Below are 26071 nucleotides of genomic sequence, written 5' to 3' on the forward strand. Positions count from 1 at the left end.
GGGCGAGATGGGGAAGCGGGAGAGGCCGCTGCTGCCGGACACGATCGCGCCCAGCTGGCTGGTCGTCCAGCTGCTCGGCACGGCCGCGGTCGTGGTGGTGCTGCTGACCGCGAGCGAGTCCGGCGCGTGGATCTGGACGGCTTACGGCGTCTGCGGGGCCTGCTGGCTGGGATTCGTCGCGGCCTCCCCGCGGTTCCCCCGGGTGGCGACCGTCCTGCTGGCGGTGGCGAGCGTCGCGCCGTCGATCGCGCTCGGCTGGGCGGAGGACTCCTCCGCCATCGTGCTGGCGGTGGTCACGGTCAGCCAGTTCGCCACCCTGACCGAGCCGTCGGTGGCCGCCATCATGGGGGTGGTGGGGCTCGACGCGGGCCTCGCGGCGGTCACCGGCCTGGTCGCGGGCGCGTCCGGACCGCTGGTGCTGGGCAACGCCGGCGTGCTGCTCGTGCTGATGCTGCTGGGGTTGAACCGGCGGCAGTACGAGGTGCAGGCGGCGCAGGCGGCCGCGCTGCTGGAGCAGACCAAGCTGGCGCGGACCGAACACGCGCGGGCCGCCGCGCTCGACGAGCGCACGCGGATCGCCAGGGAGATCCACGACGTCCTCGCGCATTCGCTGGGAGCGCTGGGAATCCACCTGGAGGTCGCCGAGGCCCTGCTGGCCGAGAAGTCCGATGTGGACGGTGCGCTCGGCAGGGTCCGGTTGTCGCGGCGGCTGGCCGCCGACGGGCTCGCCGAGGCGCGGGACGCGGTCGCCGCCTTGCGCAGCGACGTCCCGTCACCGGCCGAAGCCTTGCGGCGGCTGGCGGACGCGCACCACGACGACGTTTCGTTCGAGGTCGAGGGGGAGCAGCGGCCACTGCCGTCCGCCGAGGTGGTGTCGCTGGTGGGCGTCGCGCGGGAGGCGTTGACCAACGCGGCCAAGCACGCCGCCGGGCAGCCCGTGTCACTCCGGCTGCACTTCACTCCGGCGGAGGTCCGCTTGCGGGTGTGGAACGAGCTCGGCGAAACCAGCCGATCGGCGGACACCGGCGGATTCGGTCTCACCGGGATGCGGGAGCGGCTCGCGCTCGCCGGTGGCACGCTGACCGCGGGCGCCGTCGACGGGCGCTGGACGGTGGAGGCGGTGGTGCGGGCGTGATCCGGGTGGTCGTGGTCGATGACCAGCAGGTCATGCGCGAAGGGCTGGTCGCCCTGCTCGGGCTGATCGACGGGGTCGAGGTCGCCGGCTCCGCGGGCGACGGACGGCAAGCGCTCGACCTGCTCGGCCACACCGCGGCCGACGTCGTGCTGATGGACCTGCGCATGCCCGTCCTGGACGGGGTGGCCGCCACCAGACTGCTCAAACGCGATCACCCGGACGTCGCTGTCGTCGTCCTCACGACGTACGCGGACGACGCCTCGATCGCGGACGCGCTGCGTGCCGGAGCCCGCGGTTACCTGACCAAGGACGCCGGACGCGCCGAGATCGGGGCGGCCATCCGCTCCGCCGCCAACGGACAGGCGATCTTCGCCGCCGAAGTCTCCGACAGACTCGTCGCCGCGCTCGAAGCCAGAACGGTCACGCGGGCCAAGGCCGAACTCCCGGACGGCCTGACCACCCGCGAAGCCGAAGTGCTCGGCCTCATCGCCCGAGGGTTGTCCAATCCGGAAATCGCCGCCGAGCTGTACATCGGCGAGGCCACCGTGAAAAGCCACATCAATCACGCGTTCGCCAAGATCGGTGTGCGCAATCGTGCGGAAGCCGTGCGCTACGGACTGGAAAAGGGCCTCTGAGATCACGTGCCGATGACACACGCCGGTGTCACTGGCTGCGCTGATCCCGACTCGGATACCTTCTTTGCGGGTAGAACCAATGGGGAGGATCGGCGATGACGAGCACTGTGACCCGGCCGGGGCCGCCGGGGAGCCCCGCGCCGCCCCCTGCGCCGGAGGGCCGCAGCGGGATCGCCGGGCTGCTCGAACTGCCGGGGAACGGGATCCGCGCGATCATCCGGTCCGCGGCGACCACCCCGGGCAGGCTGTCGGTGATCGCGATCGGCCTCGTGCTGCTGTCGCTGGTCGCGGGACTGTTCGGCACGCTGGCCGCGCAGGACAAGAAGGACACGATCAACGGCCTGATCGACCACCGCGAACCGCTGGCCGCCGCCGCGCAGCAGGTCTACCGCGCGCTTTCGGACGCCGACGCGACAGCGGCCAGTTCGTTCCTCTCGATCGGCACCGAGCCGCTCCCGATGCGCCAGCGGTACGAACGCGACATCGCGGAAGCCGGGGCGGCGCTGGCGAAGGCGGCGTCGGACTCCTCCGGCGTCGACGAAGCCGCCGAGCAGATCAACACCCTCGGCCGCGAGATCCCCGTCTACACAGGACTGATCGAGACCGCGCGTGTCTACAACCGGCAGGGCTATCCTGTCGGTGCCTCTTATCTGCGAGAGGCATCCGAGCTGATGCGGGCGAAAATCCTTCCCGCCGCACAGGATCTGTACCGCATCGACACCGACCGGCTCGCCGCCGAACAAGACGACGCGACCGGATTCCCTTGGCTGGCAACGGCTTTGGTGCTCGCACTGCTCGCCGCGCTGATCGTCACGCAGGTGCATCTGACGCGGAAGACCAACCGGCTGCTGAACGTCGGCCTCGTCGTCGCGACCGCGTCGGTGGTGGTCGCCCTGCTGTGGGGCGCGGTGGCGCTGATCGTGCAGAGCAGCCTCGTCGGCAGCGGCGAGGAAGACGGCTCGCACCAGGTGGACGTCCTCGTGCGCGCCCGTATCGCGGCGCTGCAGGCGCGAGCCGACGAGACACTGACCCTCGTCGCCCGCGGCGACGGCGCGGCGTACGAAAAGGACTTCGGTGCCCTCGCCGCGCAACTCGGCGGCACCGACGGGCAAGGTGGCCTGCTGGGCGAGGCACGCGGCCTCGCGGCGGGCGGCGCGGCCGCGGAGAAGGTCGACGCGGCGATCCAAGCGGCGTCGGCGTGGTTCAAGGCGCACGCCGAGGTGCGGCGCCAGGACGACGACGGCTTTTACCAGGACGCCGTCGGCACGGCCATCCGCGACGACAAGAAGGACGGCGCGGCCGGGGCGTTCCTGCGGCTCGACGAGAACCTGGTGGCCGCGATCAACGTGGGGCGACAGGAGTTCCTCGACGACACCCGCGGCGCCGAACGCGCGCTGACCCTGCTCCCGCCGGGGATCGCGGTGCTGGCGTTGCTCGCGGCGGCGGGGTCCGCGTTGGGAATCCGTGAACGGCTGAGGGAGTACCGGTGATACGGAACGGTCTGCGAGGGGCCGTGCTCGGCGCGGTCCTCGTGCTGGCGACGGCTTGCGGCAGCGCGGGGGCGCCGGTCGACCCGGCACCCGTCGGCGACGTCGCGCCGCCGTTGCCCGCGAACGTCGGCGGCGCCGACAACGCCGGCGGCGGCGGGACGACCGACACGAGCTGCAACCCGTTGGCCAGCCTGCGGCCGACCAACGGCACGTCGATCACCAGCGGCTCGACGATGGCGAAGATCAAGGAGAACGGCAAACTCGTCGCGGGCGTCGACCAGACAACGTTCCTGTTCGGCTTCCGGAACCCGACGTCGGGCCAGCTCGAAGGCTTCGACATCGACATGGTCAACGAGATCGCGAAAGCCATCTTCGGCAGCGCGGAAGGCCGCGTGCAGTTCCGGGCGATCCCGTCGAAACTGCGCGAAGAAGTGCTCGAGAAGAAGCAGGTCGACATCGTGGTGCGGACCTACAGCATCACCTGCAGCCGGCTGAAGAGGGTCAACTTCTCGACCGCGTATTACCAAGCGGGGCAACGGATCCTGGTCGAATCCGGGTCGAAGGTCACCCAGCTTTCGGACCTCGGCGGACGGCGGGTGTGCGCGACCAAGACGTCGACCTCGCTGACGAAGATCGCGTCGGACCCCTCGAAGCCGGTGCCGGTCTCGGTGGACAACTGGTCCGACTGCCTGGTGATGCTGCAGCAGAAGCAGGTCGAGGCCGTGTCCACGGACGACGTCATCCTCGCCGGGATGCTCGCGCAGGACCCGACGCTGAAGATCGTGGGGGACCGGTTCACCGAGGAGAACTACGGCATCGGTGTCCCCAAGGAGAACGAGGACATGGTGCGGTACGTGAACGCCGTGCTGGAAAACGTGCGCGGTGGCGCGTGGCAGTCGATCTACGCGAAATGGATCGGGAACAAACTCGAAGGCGGGACGCCGCCTTCGGCGGTGTACAAGTGAGAACGGGCCGTTCGGGATTCGTTCCCGAACGGCCCGCTTCCTCTTACGGGGACTTGTCGCCGATCACCGGCGGCACCGGCTTCATCTCGCCTTCGTAACCGCCGAACAAGACGTCGGCGTCTTCCTCCTGCAGGTAGTTCGGGGCCTTCTTTTCCTTGTCCTCTTCCTTCTGCCCCTTGCCACCGGGAGCGCCCGCGCCCATGGCACCCGGCCCACCGCTCTTGCCCGCCGCGGCCGCGCCTCCCCGCGTGACCCGCTCCTCCGGCAGCTTGCCCGCCCCGGACCCGCCGCCCTTGCCCGCGAGCTTTTCGGCGTCACCGGCCGAAACCTTGCCGCCCGCGAGCCGCTCGGCGACATTGCCCGACCCGCCGTTGCGCCCGAACCCGCCGCCCCCGCCGCCACTGGTCAACCGGCTCGCCGCACTGCCACCGGGCCCACTCGGCGTCCGGCCGGGCTTCCCGCGATACTGCTCGCTGCCCAGCCGCCCGAGCCCGGTGGGGCCAGGCCCGTTCATCGCGGCCAGCCCCGGCGTCGGCCCCGGCCGGAACGACCCCTGCGACCCCCCGAACGACTGATTCGGCCCGGACACCCCGGTATGCCCGCCGCCCGTGGTGATCCCCGGCCCCGGCGTCGGCCCGCTCGGCCCACCACCCGGCCCCGGCATGCCGGGCCCGCTGTTGGGCACCGGCCCGCCGCTGCTGAAACCCTTGGCCTCGGTACCCCCGGAAAACCCGGACGCCGCCGTCGAATCACCCATCTCCGGCGGCGGAGCGAACGTGGGCTGCTTGGAATTGACGTCGAAGAGCGACTGGTCGTAGGTGTGCATCACCTGCGCGGCCTGCTGATGCGCCTGGAACGACTGCTCCTGCTTGGCCGAAATGTTGCTGACCGTGTCCACCGCACCCGCGTAGTTCCCCGACGCGAGCTGGCCGAGGGCGTTCTTGTACTCGGTGTTGCGGTCGAAGGGAACCTCTTCGGGCATGGAGTTCTTCGCGGTGGTGGCCGCGGCCGCCGACTGGGAGAACCGGTTGGACGCGAGATACGCGCCGTCACCCGCGGTGTCGGCCCACTTGCTGACGTTGGTGAAGAAATCGGTGACCGACTTGGCGCCGTCCCCCTGCCAATGCTCGCCCTCTTTGCCGATCGCGTCACGGACAGCGTTGCTGAAGGTGTTCAGGGAGTTGCCCTGGTTGTTCCAGAGCTGCCCCTTCTCGTCGATGTCCCCCGGATCGAGGTCCTGCGTGACCATGTTCTTCAGCTCGCCGTGCGGGACGGCTTCATAGCGCTGTTCCGACGGATTGAGCCCGGCGCGGAACTGCTGACCCTGCGCGAGCGCCGCGGCCTGATCGGCCGAGTACTGCCCGGCCTGCGCCTCGGCTGTCAGCCTCGCGGTGACGGAGTTGCCCCCGGGACCCGCGTTGACCTCGTTGTACGTGTCGGAATACCGCTTGGCCTCGTACGTCCGGCCGGGGTTGCCCATCGCCGAAAACTTGCTGTCGAAGTCGTCTTGCCCGACGTTGACCATGGTCCCTCTCGTTCCGTAGTCAGTTGCCTTTAGGCAGCTTCGGTTCAGCGGCCGTCGCGATCTCGCGGGAGAGTGCGCAGGCTTCTTCGTTGGTTCCCTTGTTCAGACCGGTCGATGCCGTCATGCGGGCGGTCGGGGTGACGGCGATCGCCACCGTGCAGGCCTGTTTGCCGGCGTCTCCAGGGATTTCGACCGCGTCCCGTTCACCGACCTTCGTCGGGATCTTGGTTCCTTGGCCGGCAGACAGTTGGTCGATCCCAGCCTCGGGAACGAGGTAGAGGGTCACCGAGCCGTACCCGTACTTCCGTGTACCGCAGCCGTTGTCGCTCTCGTAGGTTTCCTCGGCAGGTGGGTCGAAGCCCTTGGCTGTGCTCGTCGGCTCCAGCAGATCGCAGGCTTTCAGCTTCCCGAAGACGTCCTCAGGAGCGGTGCTCGCCGATACCGACGTTCCACCGGGCTGTGTCTGCACAGGTGTGGCGTTGCCAGGTTTCTCTGTGGAGCAGGCGGAAAGTCCGACAGCGAGCAGGGCCGACAAAGAGACGACGAGCAGGCTCTGTGATTTCGTGATCATGTCGATCTTTGTCAGTCCTTTTGGAGAGATTTCAGCTGGTCGGCGTTGGCGGTGTCTCGCTGTAAATACTTGGACTTGGCCAGATTGATGGCTTCTTCGGCGCGGTTGAGGACATCGCGCAGCGCGTCAAGCTGGGTCTTGGCTGACAACTCGTCACCGTCAGCCACCAGGATCGCGTGCTGGCCGACTTGCTGTGCGAATGGGCCAGTACCCAACTTGGGCGTTTCCGTAAGACGTTGGAACCGGATCTGGTTGTATGCCCAGTCGGTGACGTAATCGTTGATGGCGGTCTTCAACGCCTCCCCGGCCTCTTCGCTGACCTTGAAGTCCCCGTCCTTGGCGGCCTTCACCATCCGATCGGCCTGCGCCGAGAAGTCGCCCAGGATGTCCGAGAAGTTGCCCGGCGGTCCGCCGGTGCCGTCAGTCATGGTCTCTCCCCTGTACCAAGTCCCGGTTACTCGTAGCGCTCGTCAGATCACGATATCAGCGGGAACGGCCTCGAAGCCCGCCTTCCGGCGAGGATCACGCGCTGCCGACGCGGGCGGCTTCGACCAGGTCGTGGACCCATCGTGCCAGGTGAGAGCCGCTCGTCGGGGTGAATGTGCGGCGGACTTCGCCGTCGGGGAAGCGGTCGGTGGTGAGCATGAAGCGGCCTTGGACGCTGTCGAACCACTGGACGCTTTTCTGCTGCGGTTTGCCGCGGTCGTCGCGCAGGGTGAGGCTGATCGTGCCCAGTCGCGCGAGCGGGTGTTCGAAGAAGCGGGCGGCGGCGCCGAGGCGGAGGTTGTCCGGGTCCTCGTCGAACGGGTCGTCCGGTCGTTTGGACGGCGGGAGGGTGCTGGACGTCGTCACCCGTCCGGGGAACGGCTGGAGTGACGGCAGATAGCCGAGCAAGGTCGCGACGACCTGTTCGGGGTAGACCGGCTCGAAGAGGATGTCGAATCCGCGTTGCTGGCTCACGACGCCGAGACTGCTGTTCCAAGCGCCCCGGTAGAGGTATTCGGCGTCCTGCTCGACTTCGTGCGCTTCCATGGTGACGACGAAGTCCCCGGTGGCCCAGAGCCGGAGGGTCTGTTCGTGGTCGCGCAGGAGTTCGCGGTCGCGGGCGAAGCCTCGATCGGCCAGCTCGGCCCAGACTTCTTCGCAGTGCCGCTCGCGTTCCGTGAAGGTGGTTCCGACGGTCGGGATTTCGTAGGGCAGCACGAATCTGCCGAGCCCGAGTTCTTCGAGTACGACGTCGAGCTGGGCCATCGACATCGAAAATGACGCAGGCACCGGTCCCTCCCCCTCATCACCTGCTGAATCGGTTCTCTCTCGCACCGTAGCGGGTTCGACCCGGCGCGGGCACGACCTGCCTGCTCACGTCTAGGATCAGGGGCGACGCTGTCGCGGGGATTTCGGGAGGTACCAGTGTCGGAAGAGCCGCGCCGTCCTCGGCACGCAGCGCCGGACGACGCCACGCCGGATCGTGAGGCGGAGCCCGCCTCCTGGACGCCGCCGGCGCCGGTCCGCTGGGAAACGCCCGAACCGTCCATTTCCGGCAGGCTCGATCTCAACGAGCCGCCGCGGCCGAAGCAGCAGCCCGAGCCGGAGAAGGACGCCGAGCGCACGATCTATCACGCGCCGGTCCAGCGTCCGCAGACTCCGCCGCGCGGCCAGCAGCGGCCGATCCCCGGCGCCGAGGACCCGACGCGCCCGCCGGGTGACATGGCCCCGGTGAGCCCGCAGACCCAGGTCGTCCGCCCGGCGTGGCAGGCGCCCGCCGACGCGCCGCAGCCGACCAGCGTGCTCTCCTCGCCGACGCCGGAGACGCAGAGCATCATGCCGCCGACGCCGCGCGTCGACAACGGTCCGGGGCCCCTGCCGGACCCGGGTACGGAAAGCGTCCTGCCCGAACGTGCCAGCGAAAGCCGGGGTACCGGCACCGGCACCGGATCGGGCAGCCGGGGCACCGGCACGGGAACGGGCACGGGCACGGGTTCGTTCCCCGGCACCGCGCGCCGGACGTCGTCCCGCACCTCGCGCCGCGGCCGTCTCGGCGCCGGGCTCGTCGACGTCCCGCAGGTGCCGTATCGCGATCCGGCGTCCGCGGTCCTCGAGAACCCGATGGTGTCGGAGGAGAAACGCTTCTGCGGCAACTGCAGTGCCAAGGTCGGCCGCGGCAAGGACGGTGAACCCGGTTCACCCGAGGGCAACTGCGAGAAGTGCGGGAACCCGTTCTCGTTCGTCCCGAAGCTGCGGCCGAACGAGATCGTCGGCGGTCAGTACGAGGTGCTCGGCGCGCTCGCGTACGGCGGGCTCGGCTGGATCTACCTCGCGCAGGACCACAACGTCAGCGACCGCTGGGTGGTGCTCAAGGGCCTGATCGACACCGGTGACGCCACCGCGATGGCGGCCGCCGCGAACGAGCAGCGGTTCCTCGCCGAGGTCGAGCATCCCAACATCGTCAAGATCCACAACTTCGTGCAGCATCCGGACGGCGACACCGGCAACTCGGTCGGTTACATCGTCATGGAGTACGTCGGCGGCCAGTCGCTGCGCCAGCTCGCGCTCGCGCACCATCGCGAGACGAAGCGCCCAGAGCCGTTGCCGATCGGCCAGGTGATCGCCTACGGACTCGAAATCCTGCCCGCCATGGGCTATCTGCACAGCCAGAACCTGCTGTACTGCGACCTCAAGCCCGACAACGTCATCCAGACGCACGAGCAGCTCAAGCTGATCGACCTCGGCGCGGTCCGCCGCGTCGACGACTACGAGAGCCCGCTGTTCTTCACCACCGGCTACAGCGCGCCCGAACTGGCGACCCACGGCGCTTCGGTGGCATCGGACCTGTACACGGTCGGCCGCACGCTCGCCGTCCTCAGCTTCGAATTCTCGGGCTACACCAGCAAGTACAAGACGACCTTGCCCGGCCCGGACGTCGTCCCGTTGTTCGCGCTCTTCGGTTCGTACTACCGCTTCCTGAAGCGCGCCACGCACTCCGACCCGGACCGCCGGTTCATCGCGGCCGAGGAGATGGCCGACCAGCTGACCGGTGTGCTCCGCGAGATCATGGCCCTGGGCACCGGGAAACCGCGACCCGGTGCTTCGACCGTCTTCGGCCCGGAGACCCGCACGTTCGGCGTCGACCTGGTCGTTCCGGAGCACGGCGGGAGCGTGCCGCTGCCGGATCCGGGCGAGGTGGTCTCGGGGCTGCCGATCCCGCAGGTCGACACGGACGACCCGGCGGCGGGCGTGCTCGCGTCGACGGTCGCGCTCGATCCCAAGGGCGCGATCGAGTCGCTGGCCGGGGCGCCGCGGGAGTCGATCGAGGTCCGGTTGCGCATCGTCCGGGCCCGCATCGAGCTCGGTGAGCTGGTCGAGGCGCAACGGCAGTTGCAGGCCGCGCAGTACCTCGCGATCAAGGCGGGCTTCCCGCACGACTGGCGGATCGACTGGTACCGCGGCCTGATCGAGCTCGCCGGCGGACGGTCCCGCGTCGCGCACGTCGCGTTCGAAGCGGTGTACGACGACCTTCCGGGCGAGATCGCGCCGAAGCTGGCCTTGGCCGTCAGCGCGGAAGGGGTCGGGGACTACTTCGGCGCCGCGCGCTACTACGAGCTGGTGTGGCGGACGGACCGGTCGTACGTCAGCGCCGCCTTCGGCCTCGCTCGCGTGTACCTCGCGCAGGGCGCCAGGGCCAGCGCGATCGAGGTGCTCGAAGCCGTCCCTGCGTCCTCGTCGCACTACGTCGCCGCGCAGGTGGCCGCGATCAAGATCAAGACCAGGATCAACGGCGGCGGCAAGGACCCGGTGATGGTGTCCGAGCGGGATCTCGTCGACGCCTCGACGCGCCTGGAGCGGTTGCAGCTCGACGCCGAACGCCGCACGCGTTTGTCGGCGGAGGTCCTCGAAGCGGCGCACGGCTGGCTCAACTCGCAGAACCAGCCGACGCCGGGCGCGAAGGTGCTGGGCTGCGCGCTGGACGAACGAGACCTGCGGTTCGGCCTTGAGCGCTGCTACCGGACCCTCGCCCGCCTGGCCGGAACGGTCGACCAGCGTGTCGAACTCGTCGACAAGGCGAACGCGATCCGGCCGCGCACCCTCACCTAGCCCCGCAATTCGTCACCTACTTGCGATGGTTCGCCTTACCAACCACCGCAAGTAGGTGACGAATCGCTCAGGGGTTGATGTCCCACTCGCGGGCGCGCTGGGCCTTCTCGTGCGCGGCGGCGAGCTTTTGCAGCGCCTCGGGATCCCCGTGGGTGCTGAAGTGCTCGAACTCGACCCGCACGAACAACGCCCGCGCGCGCACGGCGACAGGGCCGTCTTCGGCGTCGAGCCGTCCGTCGGCGCTCACGTAGATCTTCCGGCCGGCGACGCCGTCCAGTTTCGTGGCGATGTACAGGGTCGAACCGACCGGCACCGGCCGGAGGAAGTCCGTCTCCAGTTTCCCGGTGACGGCGGGGCGGCGCAGCAGGTTGCCGACGGTCGCGCCGAGCGCCTCGTCGAAGGCGCAGGCCAGCAGGCCGCCATGGGCGAGGCCGGGCGCGCCCTGGTGGGCGGAGGTGACGGTGAACTTCGAGTACACCGTCGTCCCTTCGCCCACCGTCGAATGCAGGTGGAGCCCGGCCTCGATCTCGTCGCCGCACCCGAAGCATTCACCGTAGTGAATGCCGAGGTGGCTGCCCTGTTCCGGGGCTTCCGGGTGAACGGTCGCCGGTTCGACGTCGACCGGCGGCCACGGCTGCGAGATACGGCTCATGGACAGACGTTAACTCGCGGGTAGCTGGGAGGGATCGCCGGGAGTGACCGTTTCCGGCTTCCGGCGCCGGATGATGCGGGAACTCACGATGCGACGCAGCGACACCCCGGCCGTCTCCGGCAGCAACAGGATCGGGATGGCCGCGATCGCCGCCGCGCCCATCAGGTAGTACGCGGGCCACAGGTTGTCGCCGGTCGATTTGACCAGGCTGCCGATGACGTACGACGCCGTGCCACCGAACGCGGCGGTGGAAACGCTGTACCCGATGGAGAAACCGCCGTAGCGCTCCTGCGTCGGGAACATCGCCGGCAGCGTCGCCGCGAGCACGGCGAGGATCAGCACCAGCGGCACCGCGATCATCACCAGGCCGAGCATGAGCTGCCAGGCGTTCTGGTCGTCCGCGGCCGCGCCCATCAGGGAGAACGCCGGGATCGGCAACACCAGGAAGCTCGCACAACTCGCGATCAGGATGGGTTTTCGCCCGATGCGGTCGGACAGCATGCCGACCGGCACGATCAGGATCAGCATCAACGCGATGGTCGCCAGGATGATCAGCAACGGCGTGTGCCCGCTGAACCCGACCACGTCCTTGAGATAGGTCTCCAGATACGTGATCACGATGTAGTCGGCGACGTTCAGCATCACCACGATGCCGATCAGGTGCAGGATCGACGTCCAGTGCTTCTTGAGCAGCGCCTTCAGCGGCGACTTCTCGACCTGGTTCTTCTTCTCGATCTCTTGGAACAGCGGAGTGTCCTCCAGCTTGTTCCGCAGGTAGAGACCGACGATGCCGAGCGGGCCGGCGATCAGGAACGGCAGGCGCCAGCCCCATTCGCGCATGGCTTCGTCGCCGAGGACGACGGTGAAGATCGTGACGAACCCGGCGCCCATCGCGAAGCCGACGAGCGTGCCGAACTCGAGCCAGCTGCCCCAGAAACCCCGGCGCCGGGCTGGCGCGTACTCGGCGATGAACGTCGCCGCGCCGCCGTACTCACCGCCCGCCGAGAAGCCTTGGATGGTGCGCAACAGGATCAGCAGGACCGCCGCGGCCGGGCCGATCGTCGCGTAGGACGGCAACAGGCCGATGATGAACGTCGACCCGGACATCAGGATGATCGTCAGCGCGAGGACCTTCTGGCGCCCGATCTTGTCCCCCAGCGGACCGAACACGAAGCTGCCGAACGGCCGCACGATGAAGGTGATCGCGAGGACCGCGAAGGTCGCCAGCGCGCCTTCGGAAGTGCTCGAAGCATTGAAGAAGACTTGCCCCAGGATGGCGGGCATGAAGCCGAATACACCGAAGTCGTACCACTCGATGCAGTTACCCATCGCCGCTCCGGCGACGGCCTTTCTGATCTGTTCAGGTGGGGCCTCCGCCGGTTCCCCTTTTTCCTGATGTGACGCGCTCAGCGCCTCTTCGGCCATGGGTTTGACCTCCCGACCCACCCGTTTACTTACCCATCGTCGAGGGTTTGTTCCCTCGACCGTAGGTGTTCAAACGTGCTGATTCAGCGCTTTGGATCGGTCGTGCGACGGTCGTTCCCCCAGACCGGTGATGAACGACCAGGTGAAGCCGATGTCGGAGAATTTCCGATTACTTTGGGTCACAACTCAGGAATCGGACGTTCCGGGCAGGAGATCAATGGGTCGTGACCGCGGTCGGTGGCCCGCTCGGTGCCTGCGTCGGCGTCGGCCCACGAGGAGGGACGGCCGTCGTGCGGCCGGGCTGCGGGGTCTTGGGTGTCGTGCGCGTCTGATCGTGCTTCGGGGGCGTCACCGGAGCGGACGACGGCTCCCCGGGAGTGACCGCCGGCCGAGGAGTCGCTTCGGAAGGCGCCGGTGAGACGGGTGCCGGGGCGACGGTCGACAGGCCGGGGCCAGCGGGCTGGACCGGCGCGGGTCCCTCACCGCCGCGGCCACCGACGGCGATCGCGCCGAACACGATCACCGCGACCGTCGCCAGCGAACTGCCCGCCACGGCCAGCCGTTTGCGTCGTCGCCGGATCCGGCCACCCTTCTCGATGATGTCCGCCGCCCGGATGCCCAGCGGGGGACCGCTCGCCCCGTGCGAAAGCACGCCCTTGATGTCCTCGTCCATCTCCTCACCTCCCATCGTCGTGCGCTCCGCTCAAGGCCAGTTCACTGAAATGCGGCCCGAGCCGCTTGCGCAGAGTCGTCAGACCCCGCGCGCTCTGACTCTTCACGTTCCCGGTGCTGCAGCCCAGCGCCGCGGCCGTCTCTTCGACGCTGAGATCTTCGAAATAACGCAGTACGAGTACGGCCCGCTGCTTCGGGGCGATGCCGGACAGGGCATGCCTGACCAGCATCTCCTGCTCCGTGCCGCCCGCTTCACCCGCGACTTCGGGAAGTTCGTCGGTGAGTTTCTCCCGTTTACGCCAGACCCGCCGATGCTCGGAGAGGAACGTCCGCAGCACGATCTTGCGCGCGTAGCCGTCGAGCGCGTCGTGCCGGGAGAGCCTCGGCCAAGCCAGGTACAGCTTCAGCAGCGCGGCCTGGGTGATGTCCTCGGCCTGGTGCCAGTCCCCGCACAGGAGGTACGCGGTGGCACGGAGGCTGTGCGCGCGCTCGTCGAAGTACCGGGCGAACTCGCCGTCCCACGGCGAGCCCGTCCCGGTCTTCGACGAGCGGCTCGGCGACACCTAGTTACCGGCTCCTTCGGTGACGGCGGGGAGGTTCAGGTCGCCGGTCGGCCCGGCGGGAACGGCCTTGGGCACGCGGTGCTCGCCCGGCTTCACGACGCCGGCGCTGGTCTTCGGCGGGGCCGCCTCCGGACGCGCCGGGGCGGTGGTGGCCCGGGTCGGCTCGCCCGGTGCCGCGGTGGGCGCGTTGGTCGGCTGGGGTGCCTGGGTGACCGTCGGCGTCGGGGCGCTCTGATCGGCCGACGCGAGCGACGTGGTCGCGAAGGCGGCGCCGCCCGCCAGCAGCAGCGCGCCGAGGGAAAGAGCGATACGAGTACGCAAGAGAGTCTCCTCGATCCGGGCGCCGCTCATTGGCCGCGGCGCCTCACGTCGTTAGACATGCGCCCCGCCCACCATTCGGTTGCAGTGACTTTTCCGCGCGCTGACGGAAAAATTTCGCCGGGCGCTAGACCGCAGGTCAGCGGCGGTTCACGACTCAGGCGCCCGGCAAAATGTTTCCGTGGCCTCCGGCCAAAAGCGGCGCGCGGGGTGAAGTCTTCCCGTCGCGCCGGCGCGCTCCCGGAAGACACGTTCTGGTCCGGACACGAACGGCCGGGAGACTTGTGGGTCTCCCGGCCGCCCGGTTCCATGGAAGTACTTCAGCTCGCGAGAGCGGAAAGCTTGGACCACTCTTCCCAGGAGTAGGTCCAGTCGCTGTAGTCGCGCGCCCGGTTGATCTTCACCGTGCTGCCCTCGATCTCGACGGGGTCCCCGACCAGGGCGCCGTCCATGTACGCCTTGGCGTTCGCCGGCGCCAGGTTCACGCAGCCGTGCGAGATGTTCTTCTTGCCCTGCGCCCAGATCGACGGCGCGTAGCCGTGGATGAATTCGCCGTTGGTCGAGAAGCGCACCGCGGACGGCACGACGATGTTCTCGTAGTCGTAGCGCTCGTTGGTCATCGAGTACGTATCGTGCTTGGACATCACCACGTGCGTGCCGGTCGGCGTGACGCGGCCCGGGTCGGCGTCGAGGCCGTAGCTGGCCGCGTAGTCCGCGATCTGCTGGCCGTCACGGATCACCACGAGCCGGTGGGTCTGGGTGTTGCCCTTGACGATCTGCGAGCGGCCGATCGTGAAGCTCGCCGAGCGGTCTTCCTTGCCGTACACGCCTTCGCCGATCTTGACGCCGTAGATCTTGGCGTTGAACTTCACCGTGGTGCCGGGCTGCCAGTAGGCCTTCGGCCGCCAGTGCACCGAGGTGTCGTCGTGGACCCACGCCCAGGACCCCTCGGTCTTCGGCGTGGTCTCGACCGAGAGCGCCTTCTCGACCGAGGCCTTGTCGGTGACCTTGCCCGGGAACGTCAGCGTGATCGGCATGGCGATGCCGTAGGTCTGCCCGTCGAAGACGTTGATGTTCGCGCCCACCTGCTTGCGCGGTTTGACCGTGGTGAACGCCCCGCCTATCTCGACGGGCTTGCCGTCGGTGCCGGTGGCCTTGCCGGACCACGTGTACGCCTTGCCGTAGCCGAGCTGTTCGGTGGTGGACCAGCTCTTCTTGTCCTCGGACGGCTGACCCGCGACCTGCTTGCCCTCGGGATTGGTCAGGACGACCTGGTCGAGGGTGCCGTCGGCGACGGTGACCTTGATGGGCTGACCCGGCGCGACGTCCTGCGCGCCGGCGGCGGGTTCGTACGTGAGTTTGGCGGGCGCGGGCGCCTTCCCGCCGGTGTCGCTGCTGACCGGCCCGCCGCCGTCCGGCCCGCTGGCCGAGACGGTCGGCTCGCTGCTGCACGCCCCCAGCGTCAGAACGGCCACCAACCCCAGTGCCGCGAACGCCGCTTGGCGGCGCGCGGTTTTCGTGAACCTCAAAGCTTCCCCTTTGCTCCCCTGTACACCGACCATGACGTCCGGACCGCCCGATAAGTTGATCCGATCGAGAGTGATGCGAGTCACAATCGGGTGGATCGTCGTTCACGATCGGGGCATGGCCGACTTCGGTCCGTGTCCGGCGAAGATCGGAGGTCGGCGTGCGGCGACAGGGTAGCGAGGGGGTCCGACAGAAGACGGATCCTTATACGACGTTCCGGTGACCTTGGTACTCGGGGGTGCCCAGAGTCCGATCACGGGCTTCAAATATGGCCAGATCCCGGTACTCTTCCCTCAGGCCGTCGTTTTGCGTGTTCGTGGCTTCACACTCGCGGAACTTCTGACGCGAGCCATGAGCCGGTGACGCGCTTATCGCTCGACTCGTTGGAACCGCCCGGGACGGTCTGGGTGTCGCTTCGGAGGCACTCGAAGCGGATGTGCAACGAGGAGTAAAGCGGTGGCGCAAGGCACTGTGAAGTGGTTCAACGCGGAGAAGGGCTTCGGCTTCATCGCGCAGGATGGCGGCGAGGGCGACGTCTTCGTTCACTACTCGGAGATCGAGGGTCGCGGTTTCCGCACGCTCGAGGAGAACCAGCGAGTGGAGTTCGAGGTCGGTCAGGGCCAGAAGGGCCCGCAGGCCCAGAAGGTCCGCGCGATCTGAGTCCGCCCTTCAGGCGTTGCTCAGACTGATCAGAAAAGCCCCCGGCGATTTGCCGGGGGCTTTTCTCTTGCCTTGAAGGCTACTTCCGGTGTGCTGTTCCGTTCCGGGGTAGCGGGATCAGCGGGGGACGGGCTGTTCCCAAGCGTTGGCGTCGAAGCGGAATTCGTCGGTGTGGGCTTCCTCGTGGCGGCGCTGCTGGGCCGAGTTGGCCTGCGACTCCCACGAGAGGCGCTCGAGGATCCATTCCTGCGCCAGCGCCTGCGGCGACAGGTTGCGCTCGGCGGCGGCGTCCTTGAGCTGTTCGCAGGCGATGAGGTTCATCCGCAGCTGGAACACCTGGGCTTCGCCGAAGCGCTTGCCGGTGCCGGTGCTCTCCGGGTCGTTCTCCGGCGCGAGGGCACGAAGGTAGCTGGTCAGCTCCGTGTCTTCGACGACCGCTTCCGCCTCCTTGGTGGCGGAGTTGCGGTGACGACCCGGGTTGACCGGCTTCAAGTTTGTACGGCTGCCGCTACGACGGCTCAGGGAAGGAAGGGGCACCGGGCCACGATAACGGTTCGGTCTCGGCAAACCAACCACAGTGAGCCACGACACACTCAAATCTTTTCCCCGAACGGCCCAATCACCCCTACCCACACCCGGACCAATGATCACCAACAGCGATCAAGAACCCCAAAGAAAACCATTCGCGCGAGCGAGGTTCGGTCGCGCAACCGTCACCGGTGTGGGGCTATCAACCGCCACCGCACGGACCCTGGGGGTCTGGGGGGTGGCCCCCCAGAACACGGAGCGACCCCCGCGCCAGGGGGAGGAACGCGGGGGTCGGAGGGGATCTCCACAGGCGCTGACCGGGGGTGTGTCAGCAAATCGATTGTTGCACGGTTTGCTGAGAAGGGCGAGTGGGCGCGGGCAGAATTCCGGTCGGCGCGCCACCTGTGGTTCGCCTGTGGTTCATGTGGCGCGGGTGTGCGCGTGATCGCTCTGCGTTGTGCGGAGCGTGGCGACAGGTTCACTCTCCGGGGGGCTGTGTGTCGCGGCCGGCTCTGGCTAGCCTCGCGGCCAAGCTGTTCGTTGGCCGTCTGGAGGAACCATGGGTGGGTCTGTGGAAGTTCGACAGTTCCTCCTTCGGTACGAAGGTGCCGATGGGGGAAGCTCTACGACGTTGGCCGGTGGTCTGCCGGCGCAGCGCACGGGTCAGGGGGATGCCCAGCGGGTGTCCGATGACCAGGTGCGGCGTGCCCGGTTGGCCGTGGCCAATGGCGCGCTGGGTGTCGATGACTGTGTCCAGTTGCTGGACATGCTGGGGTTGACGCTGGACGAGGACGGGCAGGCGCCCGTTCAGCGCTGAAGTCGTCCGTGAGGGCCCGGTCGTGTGGTGTGTGCGCCACGCGGCCGGGCTTTCGTTCGTTTCGGTGAGCCGCCCGCCAGTTGTGTAACACTGTTACCAATCAACTGGCGGGAAGGTGTGGCGACATGGCCGACGAAGCGGCGATCGCGGAGATCCGGGGCGCGGTGCAGGTACTTGGCGGAAAATTCATGACCTCTCCGGAGCTCGCCGAGGTCGAGGCCGAAGTGGGGTTGTCGCCGCGGACGCTGTACCTGCGAGGGCGTTCGGCGGTGCTGGGCGACCCGCCGCCGAAAGTGGTCGCGGAGCTGTTCGGCATCTTCCCGTCTTGGCTCTTCGAGTTCGCCTTGCCGCCCGCGATGGCGGCCCTCGACGCGGCCTCCGCGGTCCGTGCCTACTCGCGGTCATCGGCGAACTGGGCACGCGTCCACCTTTCGGGTGCCGACGACCCCGGCCGCCCGGCCGATCTGCTGTTCCGGCTAGTGGACGCCGCGGACGCGAGCGGCCTCGCGCTGTTCGCCGGCTGGCAACTCGCCGGACGCCCCGAAGACGATGTCGAGCGCTTGGCGTTTGCGCTCATGGTGTTCCGCGAGTTCCGCGGCGGTGTCCACTTCGCGGCCCTTCGCGCCGTGGGCCTGACGGTGCCCGAGGCCGTCGTCGCGGATCCGGAAGGCGGACGTGGCCGTCTCCTGCGCACCGCGTGGTCCGAGGAGGCCGCGGACGCGCTGGTCGCCACGGCGGAGGCCAAGGGCGATCTACGGCAGCGGTGGCGGCACGCCGAGCGGCTGACCGACGAGCGCGTGGCCGAACTCCTCGCCGCCACTCTCACGGACGACGAGCGGGACGAGCTTCGACGACGTCTCGGCGCCCTGCGGGACGCCTCGGCCCTGATATCCTGAACTCGCCGCGTTCTCGCAGGTCCCAGCCCTGTGAACAACTAGGGGACCCCCTGTGCGGAAGCGGAAACGGGGGTGTCCTATAGTTATGTTCGCTCCCGGGGACACCGGAGAGCGCGGGTCGGTCGGTTCGCCGAAACCGAACCGGGCTCCCATCGTCCAGCGGCCTAGGACTCCGCCCTTTCAAGGCGGCAACGCGGGTTCGAATCCCGTTGGGAGTACGCAGTACAGTTTCAAAGCAGACAGTTACAACGCAGTATGCAAGGCCCTGTGGCGCAGTTGGTTAGCGCGTCGCCCTGTCACGGCGAAGGTCGCGGGTTCGAGTCCCGTCAGGGTCGCAAGATCGTTCGGCTCCTTGCCGGCGTTCCCGGCCAGGTAGCTCAGTTGGTACGAGCGTCCGCCTGAAAAGCGGAAGGTCGCCGGTTCGACCCCGGCCCTGGCCACCGCTCGCAGAACCGCCTCGATGCAGATCGAGGCGGTTTTTTCATGCCTGAGGCCGAAAGAGCCCGCACACAGCAACGCGCGGTGGCGTCCGATGTCGCAGGAGCATCGGGCGCCACCGCGCGGTGCGGGGGCTTGGCGTGCTACTTACCGGTCTGCTGCTTGACCCAGTCGGAGAACGCGGTCACGTCGGTGTAGATGCCCGGCATCTCCGGGCAGCTCGCGGTCTGACCGCGGCTGGTGGCGCCGACCAGCGTCCACTTGTCGCCAGCCTTGACCACGGCGGGGCCGCCCGAGTCGCCGTAGCAGGCGCTCGCCTTGCCGCCCTGGTTGTCCATGCACAGCTCGGTCTGCGCGTCGTAGGCGCCGGAGCCGGAGCATCCGGCGTCTTCCGCGATCTTGGTGTCGAGCTGCTGGAGCACCACCGGGGCGCTGCCGCAGCCGCGAGTCGGACAGGTCAGCCCCCAGCCGATCTCCCGCACGTCGGTGCCCGCCGCCGGGGACTGGCCGATCTCGATCGGCGCCGCCTCCGCCGGCTTGGTCAGGTGCACGAGGGCGATGTCGTACGGGCCCGAGCCGTCGTACTTCTCGTGGACCACGAACTTGTCCACCTCGGCGACCTCGCCACCCTTGGTGTGGTCGGTGGTGTTGAGGCGGTACTGCCAGTTGGCGGGCTGCTCACCCTCGACGCAGTGCGCGGCGGTCACCAGCCATTCCGGTGAGATCAGGGACGCGCCACAGTTGTGGTCGCCGCTCTTGGTCTGCATGGACGCCATGAAGCTGTAGGTTTCGGTCGCGTCCACACCACCCACGATCAACGGCTGCACGCCCGAGGGCGGTTCGGCGGCGGAAGCCGGCATCGCCGCACCGAGTACGGCGGCGGCTCCGGCCAGCAGACCGGCGACCAGGGAACGAGTCCTCATCTGTTTTCTCCTTCCACACCGGCGTCGGTCACCGGCTACTCGGGAAGGGTGGCCAATCGGCACTCGTTCGTGGAACTGACGAAAGTCGGTGGCCGTTGCCAGTTACCAGTTGGGGTAACGGTTTTCCGTGCCCGCCACGGACCTTGACCTCTAGTAAGGTCGAGGTGTCAGGCTCACGGCATGACACTCGCACCTGAGCAGGTCGACGAATGGACCGTCGACACCCTCGACCTCGACGCGTACCTCGGCCGGATCGGTCAGGACCGCGCGAAGCCCTCGGCCGTCGCGTTGCGTGAGCTGGCGAAGGCGCACATCCTGGCCATCCCGTTCGAGAACGTCGACGTCGTTTTGGGGCAGCACAAGGGAATCGCACTCGAAGACGTGATCGGCAAACTCGTCCGCCGTCAGCGCGGCGGCTACTGCTACGAGCACGGCAGCCTGTTCGCCGCGGCCGCCGAACAGCTCGGCTACCCCGTGCGCCGCCTGGTCGCGCGGGTGCAGCCGCAGAAGAACGGGCCGTACACGCATATGACGCTCGTGGTCGAAGCGGACGGCGTCGGGCATCTGGTCGACGTCGGTTTCGGCGCCGGGATGCTGGTGCCGATGCCGCTGGTCGACGGCGCCGTGGTGGATCAGGCGGGCTGGCCGCATCGGCTCGTCGCCGACGGGGAGTGGTGGCGCCTGCAGAAACTGGAGGGCGGCGACTGGACCGACCTGCACGCGTTCACGCTCACGCCGATGCACCGGATCGACTACGAGGTCTACCACCACTACACGTCGACGCACCCACGATCGCCGTTCACCGGGCAGCTGGTGGTCATGCGCCTGGAGGAAGGGCTCAGCCGCAAGCTGGTCGGCGACGAGTTCGTCGTCGAACGCCCGGACGGGACCAAGGAGACCACCAAGGTCCCGGCCGAGCGGCTCGACGCGACATTGCGCGAGCTGGACGTCGTCCTCACCGGGGACGAACTCGCGAAACTGCTGACGATCTACCCGGGTTGAGGCTCAGAGCTCGAATTCCGCGCGCTTGTCCTCGGGGACGAGATCCTCGTACTCGCGGTGCTTCGCGATGAACGAACGCACGTACGGGCAGTAGGGCAGGACGGACCTGCCCTGCGCCCGGACGTCGTCGAGCGCCGCGGTCACGAGCTTGCCCGCCAGTCCCTGGCCCGCGAAGTCGTCCGAGATCTCGGTGTGCAGGAACAGGATCGCGTCCGGGCGGGTGCGGGTTTCCAGGAACCCGGCGGGTTTCCCGTCCACGACGATGTCGTAGCGGTCTTCTCCGGCGTTGATCTCGACACTCATTACCAGGCTCCGAAAAGTTCGTCCGGCGGCGCGGGGCGACCCAAGTGGAAGCCCTGCGCCTGGTCACAGCGCAGCTCACGCAGGACCGCGAGCTGCTCTTCGTCTTCGACGCCTTCGGCGACGACGATCAGGTCGACGGCGTGCGCCATCGCGATGATGCTCTTGACGATCGCGGCCGCGTCGCGTGATTCCGCGATGCCGGTGACGAAGGTGCGGTCGATCTTGAGCGTGTCCAGCGGGAGCCGTTGCAGCTGCGCGAGCGACGAATATCCGGTGCCGAAATCGTCGATCGCCAGCGAGACACCGAGATCACGCAACGACGTCAGCACTTCGGCGGCCGCGGCCTGGTCGCGCATCAGCGCGCTCTCGGTGACCTCCAGGGTCAGCGCGTGCGGCGGTAGCCCGGTGGTCTTCAGCGCGTCCTGCACGCCCGCCACCAGATGCGGGTCGTCCAGCTGCCGGGCCGACAGGTTCACCTTGAGGTTGAGGTCGATGCCGAGCTGTTCACGCCGCCGGGCGATCTCGCGGGTGGTCGTGCGCAGGACGTGTTTGCCGATCAGGTTGATCAGGTCGCTTTCCTCGGCCAGCGGGATGAATTCGGCGGGCGAGATCGTGCCGTGTGCCGGATGTTTCCAGCGCAGCAAGGCTTCCACGGCGACCATCTCACCGGATTCGATGTCCACGACCGGCTGGTACGCCGTCCAGAGTTCCTCGTTCTGCAGGGCGTCGCGCAGGTCCTGCTCCATGCGCAGCCGTCGCTGCATCCGCTCGCGCAGCTCGACGTCGAAGAACTCGTAGCGCGCCCGGCCGAGCGTTTTCGCTTGGTACATCGCGACATCCGCGTCCCGCAGCAGGTCTTCGGCGGTCCGGGTGTCGTCGTTGGCGGCGGTGACGATGCCGATGCTGGCGTCGATGTGCAGCTGCCTGCCGTTGACGGTGATCGGTTCGGTCAGCGCCTCGCGCAGATGTTCGGCCAGTGCCTTGATCTCGTGCGGTTCGGTGATCTCCGCGGTGACGACGACGAATTCGTCGCCACCGAGCCTGCCGACGAGATCGGTTTCGCCGATTCCCCGGCGCAGCCGTTCGCCCGCGATGCGGAGCACCTTGTCGCCGACGGAATGGCCGAGGGAATCGTTGATCACCTTGAACTTGTCGAGATCGATGAACAGCACCGTGGTCAACTCGGCGCGGCCGGCGCCGGAGAGCGCCTCGGCGAGACTGTCCAGCACCAGCGTCCGGTTCGCGAGTTCGGTGAGCGGATCGTGCGTCGCCTCGTGGGCGAGCCGCTTGCCGATGGCGCGGCGTTCGGTGATGTCGGTGAACGAGGCGACCACCGCCAAGGCCGACGGGTCCTCCGGGGTCAGCAGCCGCGAGGTCAGCGAGATCCAGACGTCCACGCCGTCGGGCCGCCGCAGCCGCAGCACGAGACCGGTCAGCGTGGCCCCGGTGCGCCGGGTGACCACCGACGGCATCCTGGCGGGCGGGAGGCGACCTTGTTCGTCGTACAGCTCCAGCGTCACGCACGGGATGCCGATGAGGTCGTCGTGGTCGACGCCGATGATCCGGCACGCCGCGGGGTTGGCCGATTCGATGAGGCCGCCGGGGCCGATCACGATCACGCCTTCGTCGAGTGACGCGACCACCGTGCTGTAGTGCTGTTCGGCGCGCCGCCGGGCGGTTTCGTCGGCGCAGACCAGGACGAACCCGTCGTTCATCTCGGCGGCCGAGATGCGGATGGCCAGTGTCGAGCCGTTGCGATGGCGGTGGGTCATCTGCATGACGCCGCCCCTGCGCAGCACCGTTTCCGGATCGAGCGCGGCGCCGACGAGTTCACTCACCGTGCCGCCGATCGCCTCGCCGGCCGTCCAGCCGTAGACGTTCTCCGCGGCCGGGTTCCAGCTGGTCACCATGCCGGTGCCGCTGGTCGCGATGATCGCGTCACTGACGTGGCTGATCAGCGCGGCCTGATAGCGAAGCGTCGCTTCGGCGGCCTTCTGCGCGCTGATGTCGCGCATGATGACCTGGAACGCGGGCCTGCCTTCCCAGGTCGTGCGCACCGAAATGCTCTGTACCAGATACTTCGTGCCGTCGAGACGGAGCATGACGGTGTCCGCGGGAGAGGTCGACGCGCCCTGGCGGTGAAGCGACGCGATCCTGTCCAGGAGGGCGGGCAGCGACTCGTCGGCGACGAAATCCATGATCGGCCGCCCGATCAGTTCGGCGGTCGACGATGCTCCGAGCGCGGTGACGGCGGCCCGGTTGACGTAGGTGACAACGCCGGCTTCGTGGACACAGACCGCGTCGGGACTGAGTTCCACCAAAAGCCGGTAACGGTCAGTGAGATCTTCGAGGGCCTGCCGGTTTTCGCGGACGTCGGTCACGTCGGTGGCGATGCCGAGCAGCCCCGTCGAGCCGGTGTCGTCGCCGATGGTGCGGGCGCGCAGGCGGACCCAGCGGACCTCGCCCGCCGGGTTCCGGAACGACTGCTCGAGCTCGAACTCGCGCCAGGCCGGGGAAGTGCGGGTGCCGGAGGTCAGCGGGGCCACCAGATCGGCGAGCCTTGACTCGATCTCGGCTTCGGTGAGGGCGGCCCCACCCAGCAGGTTCTCCAGTCCGGGCAGCCAGGACAGCTTCTCGCGCTCGAAGTCGTACGACCAGATGGCGGCGTGGTCGCCCGCGAGGCCGAGGTCGCCGACCGGCTCGTTTCCGAGCGGCGCGCCCGCCGGACGGCCGGAATTCCCGGCTCCGGGCACGGCGAGGGCATCAGCCTCCATGATCCGTCCGAACCCCCTCTTCCGGTGCTGGCACCGTCGATTACACCACCCGGGGAGGGCGCTGTATACGCGAGCCGAACGTAGGCCGACGCCGATATGCGCGAAAGCGTATGAATACACGCTCTGTGACTGGCATACGCTGGGTTGTTCCATCGGGTGAATAATTTTTGGTTAACTTCACCCATTCGGCGGCGAGTTGCGGTAAAACTACTCCTCGCTCGTTCCCGGTGCGAAAGGTTTCAGCTGGTGGATGACGACGACGTTTCGGTCGCCGACCTGCTCATTCGCGAAGGCTGGGACGACCACGAGGAGTCACGGGCAAAGTCACGCTGGAGAGTGATCGCGGTGGTGATCGCCGTGGTCGTCGCCTGTGGTGCCGCCGCGGTTCTCGTCGGGTTCGACGCGGATCCCGAGCCGACCGCCCAGCCGAACCAGGTCGGCGTGATCGAGATGCCGAAGCGGCCTTCGGACAACGGGGGAGCCGGCGCGACGTCGGCGGCCCCGAGCACCGAGACGGTCGAAACCGGCGAGGGTGGGACTTCATCCCAGCCCAGCAGGTCGACGTCCAGCCGCCGCACGTCGAGTTCGGCCGCGTCGACGTCCGATTCCCCGGACCCCACCACGCCCACTTCGCCCACGTCGCCGCACGAGCCTGCCGATCCGCCGCGGACGACCGGTTCCACGGTCGTTCCGCAGCCGCCCAACCCGAACCCGCCGCCGCCCTCCACGACACCCACCGAAGAGTGCAATCTGTGGCCGAAGTGGCTTTTCTGTTAGGGCGCTTGCAGTAGATCCGGCTCTCGGCGTTTGCCGAGGTGGTTGAACAGCAGGTTGAGGGTGAAGGCGACGATCGCGGCGACCGTGATCGGGCTGCCGCAGATGGTCTGAAGCCACGCCGGGAAGTGCTGGAAGAAGATCGAGTTCCCGAACCGGTTCGTGGAGAACGCGGGCAGCAGCCCGACGCCGACCGACACCGCCACGATGAAGGTGTTGTGGTTGCCGGAGAACTCCACCTTCTTCAGATTCTGCACCCCGACCGCGGCGACCATCGCGAACATGACCACCGCGACCGCGCCGATCACCGGTTCCGGTACGGCCGCGACGAACGCGCCGACCTTCGGCACCAGTCCCATCAGCACGAGCAGGCCACCCGCCATCGCGACCACCCACCGGCTGCGCACGCCGGTCATCTGCACGAGGCCGACGTTCTGCGCGAAAGCCGTGTCCGGGAACGAGTTCATCGCGCCGCCGAGGATGGCCGAGAGACCGTCGGTGGCGAGACCGCGCGCGAGGTCGGAGCCGGTCGCCGGGCGTCCGGTGATCTCGCCGACCGCGACCAGGTCCGCGGTGGATTCGGTGTAGGTCACCAGCATCACGACGCACATCGAGAGCACGGCCGCGATCGGGAAGGTCGGCGGGCCGAAGTGGAACGGCGACGCGAGACCGAACCAGCCGGCGTCGGTGATGCCCTCGAAGCTCACCAGGCCCATCGGGATGGCCGCGGCCAGGCCGATCAGCAGCGCCAGCAGCGGGCCGATCTGGCTGGCGAACCCGCGCAGGACCCGCGTGAACAGCACGATCACCGCGATCACGCCGAACGCGAGCGCAATGTTGGCGGGCTTCGCGTAGTCCGGCGATCCGGTGTCGTGGCCGGCGATCAGGCCGACACCGGGGCCGATGAGGGAGATGCCGATGACCATGAGCAGCGTGCCCGAAACCAGCGGCGGGAAGAAGCGGATCATCTTCGCGAACGGCTTCGCGATGAGCAGGCCGAAAACCCCCGAGGCGAGCATCGCGCCGTAGACGGCCTGCATGCCGTACTGGGACGCGATCATGATCATCGGGTTGACCACGGTGAACGTCGCGCCCGCCACCACCGGCAGCCGGATGCCGAAGATCTTCCCGATCCCGATCGCCTGTATCAGCGTCGCGATGCCCGCGACCAGCAGATCCGCGTTGACCAGCAACGCGATCGTCGCCGCGTCCAGTTTCAGCGCGCTGCCCACGACGAGCGGGACGGCCACCGAGCCCGCGTACATGATCGTCATGTGCTGCAGGCCGAGCAGGGTCAGCTTCGGCAGTGGCGGGCGGGCGTCGACCGGGTGAGTCATGTAACCCCCTTCTGACGTGCGGGAACACCAGTGGACTCGTCGCGCATGA

25 protein-coding genes and 3 tRNA genes are annotated in these 26071 nt (G+C 68.2%); 13 read left to right on the plus strand and 15 right to left on the minus strand.

Annotated elements, in window-relative coordinates:
* Positions 1 to 7: 7 nt before the first annotated feature.
* From ACIHAO_RS04510 to ACIHAO_RS04525, 4 genes are all read left to right on the plus strand, one after another.
* Positions 8 to 1135, plus strand: coding sequence for a sensor histidine kinase (locus ACIHAO_RS04510; protein WP_396554704.1), 1128 nt, complete (start codon positions 8 to 10; stop codon positions 1133 to 1135).
* Positions 1132 to 1770 carry a response regulator gene (locus ACIHAO_RS04515; protein ID WP_396554705.1) on the plus strand — a complete coding sequence of 213 codons (639 nt, stop codon included), beginning with the start codon at positions 1132 to 1134 and terminating at the stop codon, positions 1768 to 1770. Before ACIHAO_RS04510 ends, ACIHAO_RS04515 begins: the two co-directional genes overlap by 4 nt.
* Before the next feature lie 95 nt (positions 1771 to 1865).
* Positions 1866 to 3260, plus strand: coding sequence for a hypothetical protein (locus ACIHAO_RS04520; protein WP_396554706.1), 1395 nt, complete (start codon positions 1866 to 1868; stop codon positions 3258 to 3260).
* Positions 3260 to 4225: a glutamate ABC transporter substrate-binding protein gene (locus tag ACIHAO_RS04525; protein ID WP_125787405.1), complete on the plus strand. Its 966-nt coding sequence runs from the start codon at positions 3260 to 3262 to the stop codon at positions 4223 to 4225. The genes ACIHAO_RS04520 and ACIHAO_RS04525 overlap by 1 nt, the downstream gene beginning before the upstream one ends.
* A gap of 43 nt (positions 4226 to 4268) precedes the next feature.
* Here ACIHAO_RS04525 and ACIHAO_RS04530 read toward each other — a convergent pair whose 3' ends face one another.
* The 4 genes from ACIHAO_RS04530 to ACIHAO_RS04545 form a co-directional block, all read right to left on the minus strand.
* Positions 4269 to 5750 carry a PPE domain-containing protein gene (locus ACIHAO_RS04530; protein ID WP_396554707.1) on the minus strand — a complete coding sequence of 494 codons (1482 nt, stop codon included), beginning with the start codon at positions 5748 to 5750 and terminating at the stop codon, positions 4269 to 4271.
* Positions 5751 to 5769: 19 nt separating this feature from the next.
* Positions 5770 to 6321 carry a DUF3558 family protein gene (locus tag ACIHAO_RS04535; RefSeq protein WP_396554708.1) on the minus strand — a complete coding sequence of 184 codons (552 nt, stop codon included), beginning with the start codon at positions 6319 to 6321 and terminating at the stop codon, positions 5770 to 5772.
* 11 nt (positions 6322 to 6332) lie between these two features.
* Entirely contained in the window at positions 6333 to 6749 is a 417-nt protein-coding gene (locus ACIHAO_RS04540; RefSeq protein WP_396554709.1) for a hypothetical protein, read from the minus strand.
* Between the two features lie 94 nt (positions 6750 to 6843).
* Positions 6844 to 7596: an ESX secretion-associated protein EspG gene (locus ACIHAO_RS04545; protein ID WP_396554710.1), complete on the minus strand. Its 753-nt coding sequence runs from the start codon at positions 7594 to 7596 to the stop codon at positions 6844 to 6846.
* A gap of 135 nt (positions 7597 to 7731) precedes the next feature.
* Here ACIHAO_RS04545 and ACIHAO_RS04550 point away from each other — a divergent pair, with 135 nt between their 5' ends.
* Positions 7732 to 10413, plus strand: coding sequence for a tetratricopeptide repeat protein (locus ACIHAO_RS04550; protein ID WP_396554711.1), 2682 nt, complete (start codon positions 7732 to 7734; stop codon positions 10411 to 10413).
* Positions 10414 to 10480: 67 nt separating this feature from the next.
* Here the strand turns inward: ACIHAO_RS04550 and ACIHAO_RS04555 are convergent, their stop codons facing one another.
* The 6 genes from ACIHAO_RS04555 to ACIHAO_RS04580 all read right to left on the minus strand — a co-directional run bounded on the left by ACIHAO_RS04555 (position 10481) and on the right by ACIHAO_RS04580 (position 15605).
* Positions 10481 to 11065, minus strand: coding sequence for a PaaI family thioesterase (locus ACIHAO_RS04555; RefSeq protein ID WP_396554712.1), 585 nt, complete (start codon positions 11063 to 11065; stop codon positions 10481 to 10483).
* A 9-nt stretch (positions 11066 to 11074) separates the two neighbouring features.
* The gene (locus ACIHAO_RS04560; RefSeq protein WP_396554713.1) at positions 11075 to 12490 is read right to left on the minus strand and encodes an MFS transporter; all 1416 of its coding nucleotides are present in this window, start codon (positions 12488 to 12490) and stop codon (positions 11075 to 11077) included.
* Between the two features lie 214 nt (positions 12491 to 12704).
* On the minus strand, positions 12705 to 13163 hold the full coding sequence (locus tag ACIHAO_RS04565; RefSeq protein ID WP_396554714.1) for a hypothetical protein: 459 nt from the start codon (positions 13161 to 13163) through the stop codon (positions 12705 to 12707).
* A gap of 4 nt (positions 13164 to 13167) precedes the next feature.
* Positions 13168 to 13725: a SigE family RNA polymerase sigma factor gene (locus ACIHAO_RS04570; RefSeq protein ID WP_396554715.1), complete on the minus strand. Its 558-nt coding sequence runs from the start codon at positions 13723 to 13725 to the stop codon at positions 13168 to 13170.
* Positions 13726 to 14076 (minus strand): hypothetical protein, encoded by a 351-nt coding sequence (locus ACIHAO_RS04575; protein WP_396554716.1) that lies wholly within the window; start codon positions 14074 to 14076, stop codon positions 13726 to 13728.
* Between the two features lie 287 nt (positions 14077 to 14363).
* Positions 14364 to 15605 carry an Ig-like domain-containing protein gene (locus ACIHAO_RS04580; protein ID WP_396554717.1) on the minus strand — a complete coding sequence of 414 codons (1242 nt, stop codon included), beginning with the start codon at positions 15603 to 15605 and terminating at the stop codon, positions 14364 to 14366.
* 421 nt (positions 15606 to 16026) lie between these two features.
* Here ACIHAO_RS04580 and ACIHAO_RS04585 point away from each other — a divergent pair, with 421 nt between their 5' ends.
* Positions 16027 to 16230 (plus strand): cold-shock protein, encoded by a 204-nt coding sequence (locus tag ACIHAO_RS04585; RefSeq protein WP_003097368.1) that lies wholly within the window; start codon positions 16027 to 16029, stop codon positions 16228 to 16230.
* A 117-nt stretch (positions 16231 to 16347) separates the two neighbouring features.
* Here the strand turns inward: ACIHAO_RS04585 and ACIHAO_RS04590 are convergent, their stop codons facing one another.
* Entirely contained in the window at positions 16348 to 16767 is a 420-nt protein-coding gene (locus ACIHAO_RS04590) for a hypothetical protein (RefSeq protein WP_396554718.1), read from the minus strand.
* A 550-nt stretch (positions 16768 to 17317) separates the two neighbouring features.
* Here ACIHAO_RS04590 and ACIHAO_RS04595 point away from each other — a divergent pair.
* The 5 genes from ACIHAO_RS04595 to ACIHAO_RS04615 all read left to right on the plus strand — a co-directional run bounded on the left by ACIHAO_RS04595 (position 17318) and on the right by ACIHAO_RS04615 (position 18911).
* Positions 17318 to 17575: a hypothetical protein gene (locus ACIHAO_RS04595; protein WP_020633070.1), complete on the plus strand. Its 258-nt coding sequence runs from the start codon at positions 17318 to 17320 to the stop codon at positions 17573 to 17575.
* Between the two features lie 125 nt (positions 17576 to 17700).
* Positions 17701 to 18471, plus strand: coding sequence for a hypothetical protein (locus ACIHAO_RS04600; RefSeq protein WP_396554719.1), 771 nt, complete (start codon positions 17701 to 17703; stop codon positions 18469 to 18471).
* 145 nt (positions 18472 to 18616) lie between these two features.
* A tRNA-Glu gene (locus ACIHAO_RS04605) sits at positions 18617 to 18689 on the plus strand.
* A 43-nt stretch (positions 18690 to 18732) separates the two neighbouring features.
* Positions 18733 to 18806: transfer RNA gene (locus ACIHAO_RS04610), tRNA-Asp, on the plus strand.
* Positions 18807 to 18837: 31 nt separating this feature from the next.
* Positions 18838 to 18911, plus strand: a tRNA-Phe gene (locus ACIHAO_RS04615).
* A 141-nt stretch (positions 18912 to 19052) separates the two neighbouring features.
* Here the strand turns inward: ACIHAO_RS04615 and ACIHAO_RS04620 are convergent.
* On the minus strand, positions 19053 to 19832 hold the full coding sequence (locus tag ACIHAO_RS04620) for a S1 family peptidase (protein WP_396554720.1): 780 nt from the start codon (positions 19830 to 19832) through the stop codon (positions 19053 to 19055).
* A gap of 180 nt (positions 19833 to 20012) precedes the next feature.
* Here ACIHAO_RS04620 and ACIHAO_RS04625 point away from each other — a divergent pair, with 180 nt between their 5' ends.
* Entirely contained in the window at positions 20013 to 20834 is an 822-nt protein-coding gene (locus tag ACIHAO_RS04625) for an arylamine N-acetyltransferase (protein ID WP_396554721.1), read from the plus strand.
* Between the two features lie 3 nt (positions 20835 to 20837).
* Here ACIHAO_RS04625 and ACIHAO_RS04630 read toward each other — a convergent pair whose 3' ends face one another.
* Together ACIHAO_RS04630 and ACIHAO_RS04635 are read right to left on the minus strand one after the other, a co-directional pair.
* Positions 20838 to 21137, minus strand: coding sequence for a GNAT family N-acetyltransferase (locus ACIHAO_RS04630; protein WP_396554722.1), 300 nt, complete (start codon positions 21135 to 21137; stop codon positions 20838 to 20840).
* Complete coding sequence (locus tag ACIHAO_RS04635; RefSeq protein WP_396554723.1) at positions 21137 to 23911, minus strand: EAL domain-containing protein; 2775 nt, start codon at positions 23909 to 23911, stop codon at positions 21137 to 21139. The genes ACIHAO_RS04630 and ACIHAO_RS04635 overlap by 1 nt, the downstream gene beginning before the upstream one ends.
* Positions 23912 to 24157: 246 nt before the next feature.
* Between ACIHAO_RS04635 and ACIHAO_RS04640 the strand changes: the two genes are divergently transcribed.
* A complete protein-coding gene (locus tag ACIHAO_RS04640) occupies positions 24158 to 24688 on the plus strand; it encodes a serine/threonine protein kinase (RefSeq protein WP_396554724.1) in 531 nt (176 codons plus the stop codon).
* Here ACIHAO_RS04640 and ACIHAO_RS04645 read toward each other — a convergent pair.
* Positions 24685 to 26022, minus strand: a complete 1338-nt coding sequence (locus ACIHAO_RS04645) for a nucleobase:cation symporter-2 family protein (RefSeq protein ID WP_396554725.1) — start codon at positions 26020 to 26022, stop codon at positions 24685 to 24687. The genes ACIHAO_RS04640 and ACIHAO_RS04645 overlap by 4 nt on opposite strands.
* Positions 26023 to 26071: the final 49 nt, after the last annotated feature.

The organism is Amycolatopsis sp. NPDC052450 (genome assembly GCF_044547565.1).
In the GTDB taxonomy this organism is placed as follows: Bacteria; Actinomycetota; Actinomycetes; order Mycobacteriales; family Pseudonocardiaceae; genus Amycolatopsis.

Coding starts and splice junctions, on each gene's coding strand:
- ACIHAO_RS04625 (WP_396554721.1), top strand. CDS start 20,013: ATGACACTCGCACCTGAGCAGGTCGACGAATGGACCGTCGACACCCTC.
- ACIHAO_RS04520 (WP_396554706.1), top strand. CDS start 1,866: ATGACGAGCACTGTGACCCGGCCGGGGCCGCCGGGGAGCCCCGCGCCG.
- ACIHAO_RS04555 (WP_396554712.1), bottom strand. CDS start 11,065: ATGAGCCGTATCTCGCAGCCGTGGCCGCCGGTCGACGTCGAACCGGCG.
- ACIHAO_RS04635 (WP_396554723.1), bottom strand. CDS start 23,911: ATGGAGGCTGATGCCCTCGCCGTGCCCGGAGCCGGGAATTCCGGCCGT.
- ACIHAO_RS04560 (WP_396554713.1), bottom strand. CDS start 12,490: ATGGCCGAAGAGGCGCTGAGCGCGTCACATCAGGAAAAAGGGGAACCG.
- ACIHAO_RS04645 (WP_396554725.1), bottom strand. CDS start 26,022: ATGACTCACCCGGTCGACGCCCGCCCGCCACTGCCGAAGCTGACCCTG.
- ACIHAO_RS04540 (WP_396554709.1), bottom strand. CDS start 6,749: ATGACTGACGGCACCGGCGGACCGCCGGGCAACTTCTCGGACATCCTG.
- ACIHAO_RS04580 (WP_396554717.1), bottom strand. CDS start 15,605: ATGGTCGGTGTACAGGGGAGCAAAGGGGAAGCTTTGAGGTTCACGAAA.
- ACIHAO_RS04595 (WP_020633070.1), top strand. CDS start 17,318: ATGGGTGGGTCTGTGGAAGTTCGACAGTTCCTCCTTCGGTACGAAGGT.
- ACIHAO_RS04630 (WP_396554722.1), bottom strand. CDS start 21,137: ATGAGTGTCGAGATCAACGCCGGAGAAGACCGCTACGACATCGTCGTG.
- ACIHAO_RS04575 (WP_396554716.1), bottom strand. CDS start 14,076: ATGAGCGGCGCCCGGATCGAGGAGACTCTCTTGCGTACTCGTATCGCT.
- ACIHAO_RS04535 (WP_396554708.1), bottom strand. CDS start 6,321: ATGATCACGAAATCACAGAGCCTGCTCGTCGTCTCTTTGTCGGCCCTG.
- ACIHAO_RS04600 (WP_396554719.1), top strand. CDS start 17,701: ATGGCCGACGAAGCGGCGATCGCGGAGATCCGGGGCGCGGTGCAGGTA.
- ACIHAO_RS04510 (WP_396554704.1), top strand. CDS start 8: ATGGGGAAGCGGGAGAGGCCGCTGCTGCCGGACACGATCGCGCCCAGC.
- ACIHAO_RS04565 (WP_396554714.1), bottom strand. CDS start 13,163: ATGGACGAGGACATCAAGGGCGTGCTTTCGCACGGGGCGAGCGGTCCC.
- ACIHAO_RS04620 (WP_396554720.1), bottom strand. CDS start 19,832: ATGAGGACTCGTTCCCTGGTCGCCGGTCTGCTGGCCGGAGCCGCCGCC.
- ACIHAO_RS04530 (WP_396554707.1), bottom strand. CDS start 5,750: ATGGTCAACGTCGGGCAAGACGACTTCGACAGCAAGTTTTCGGCGATG.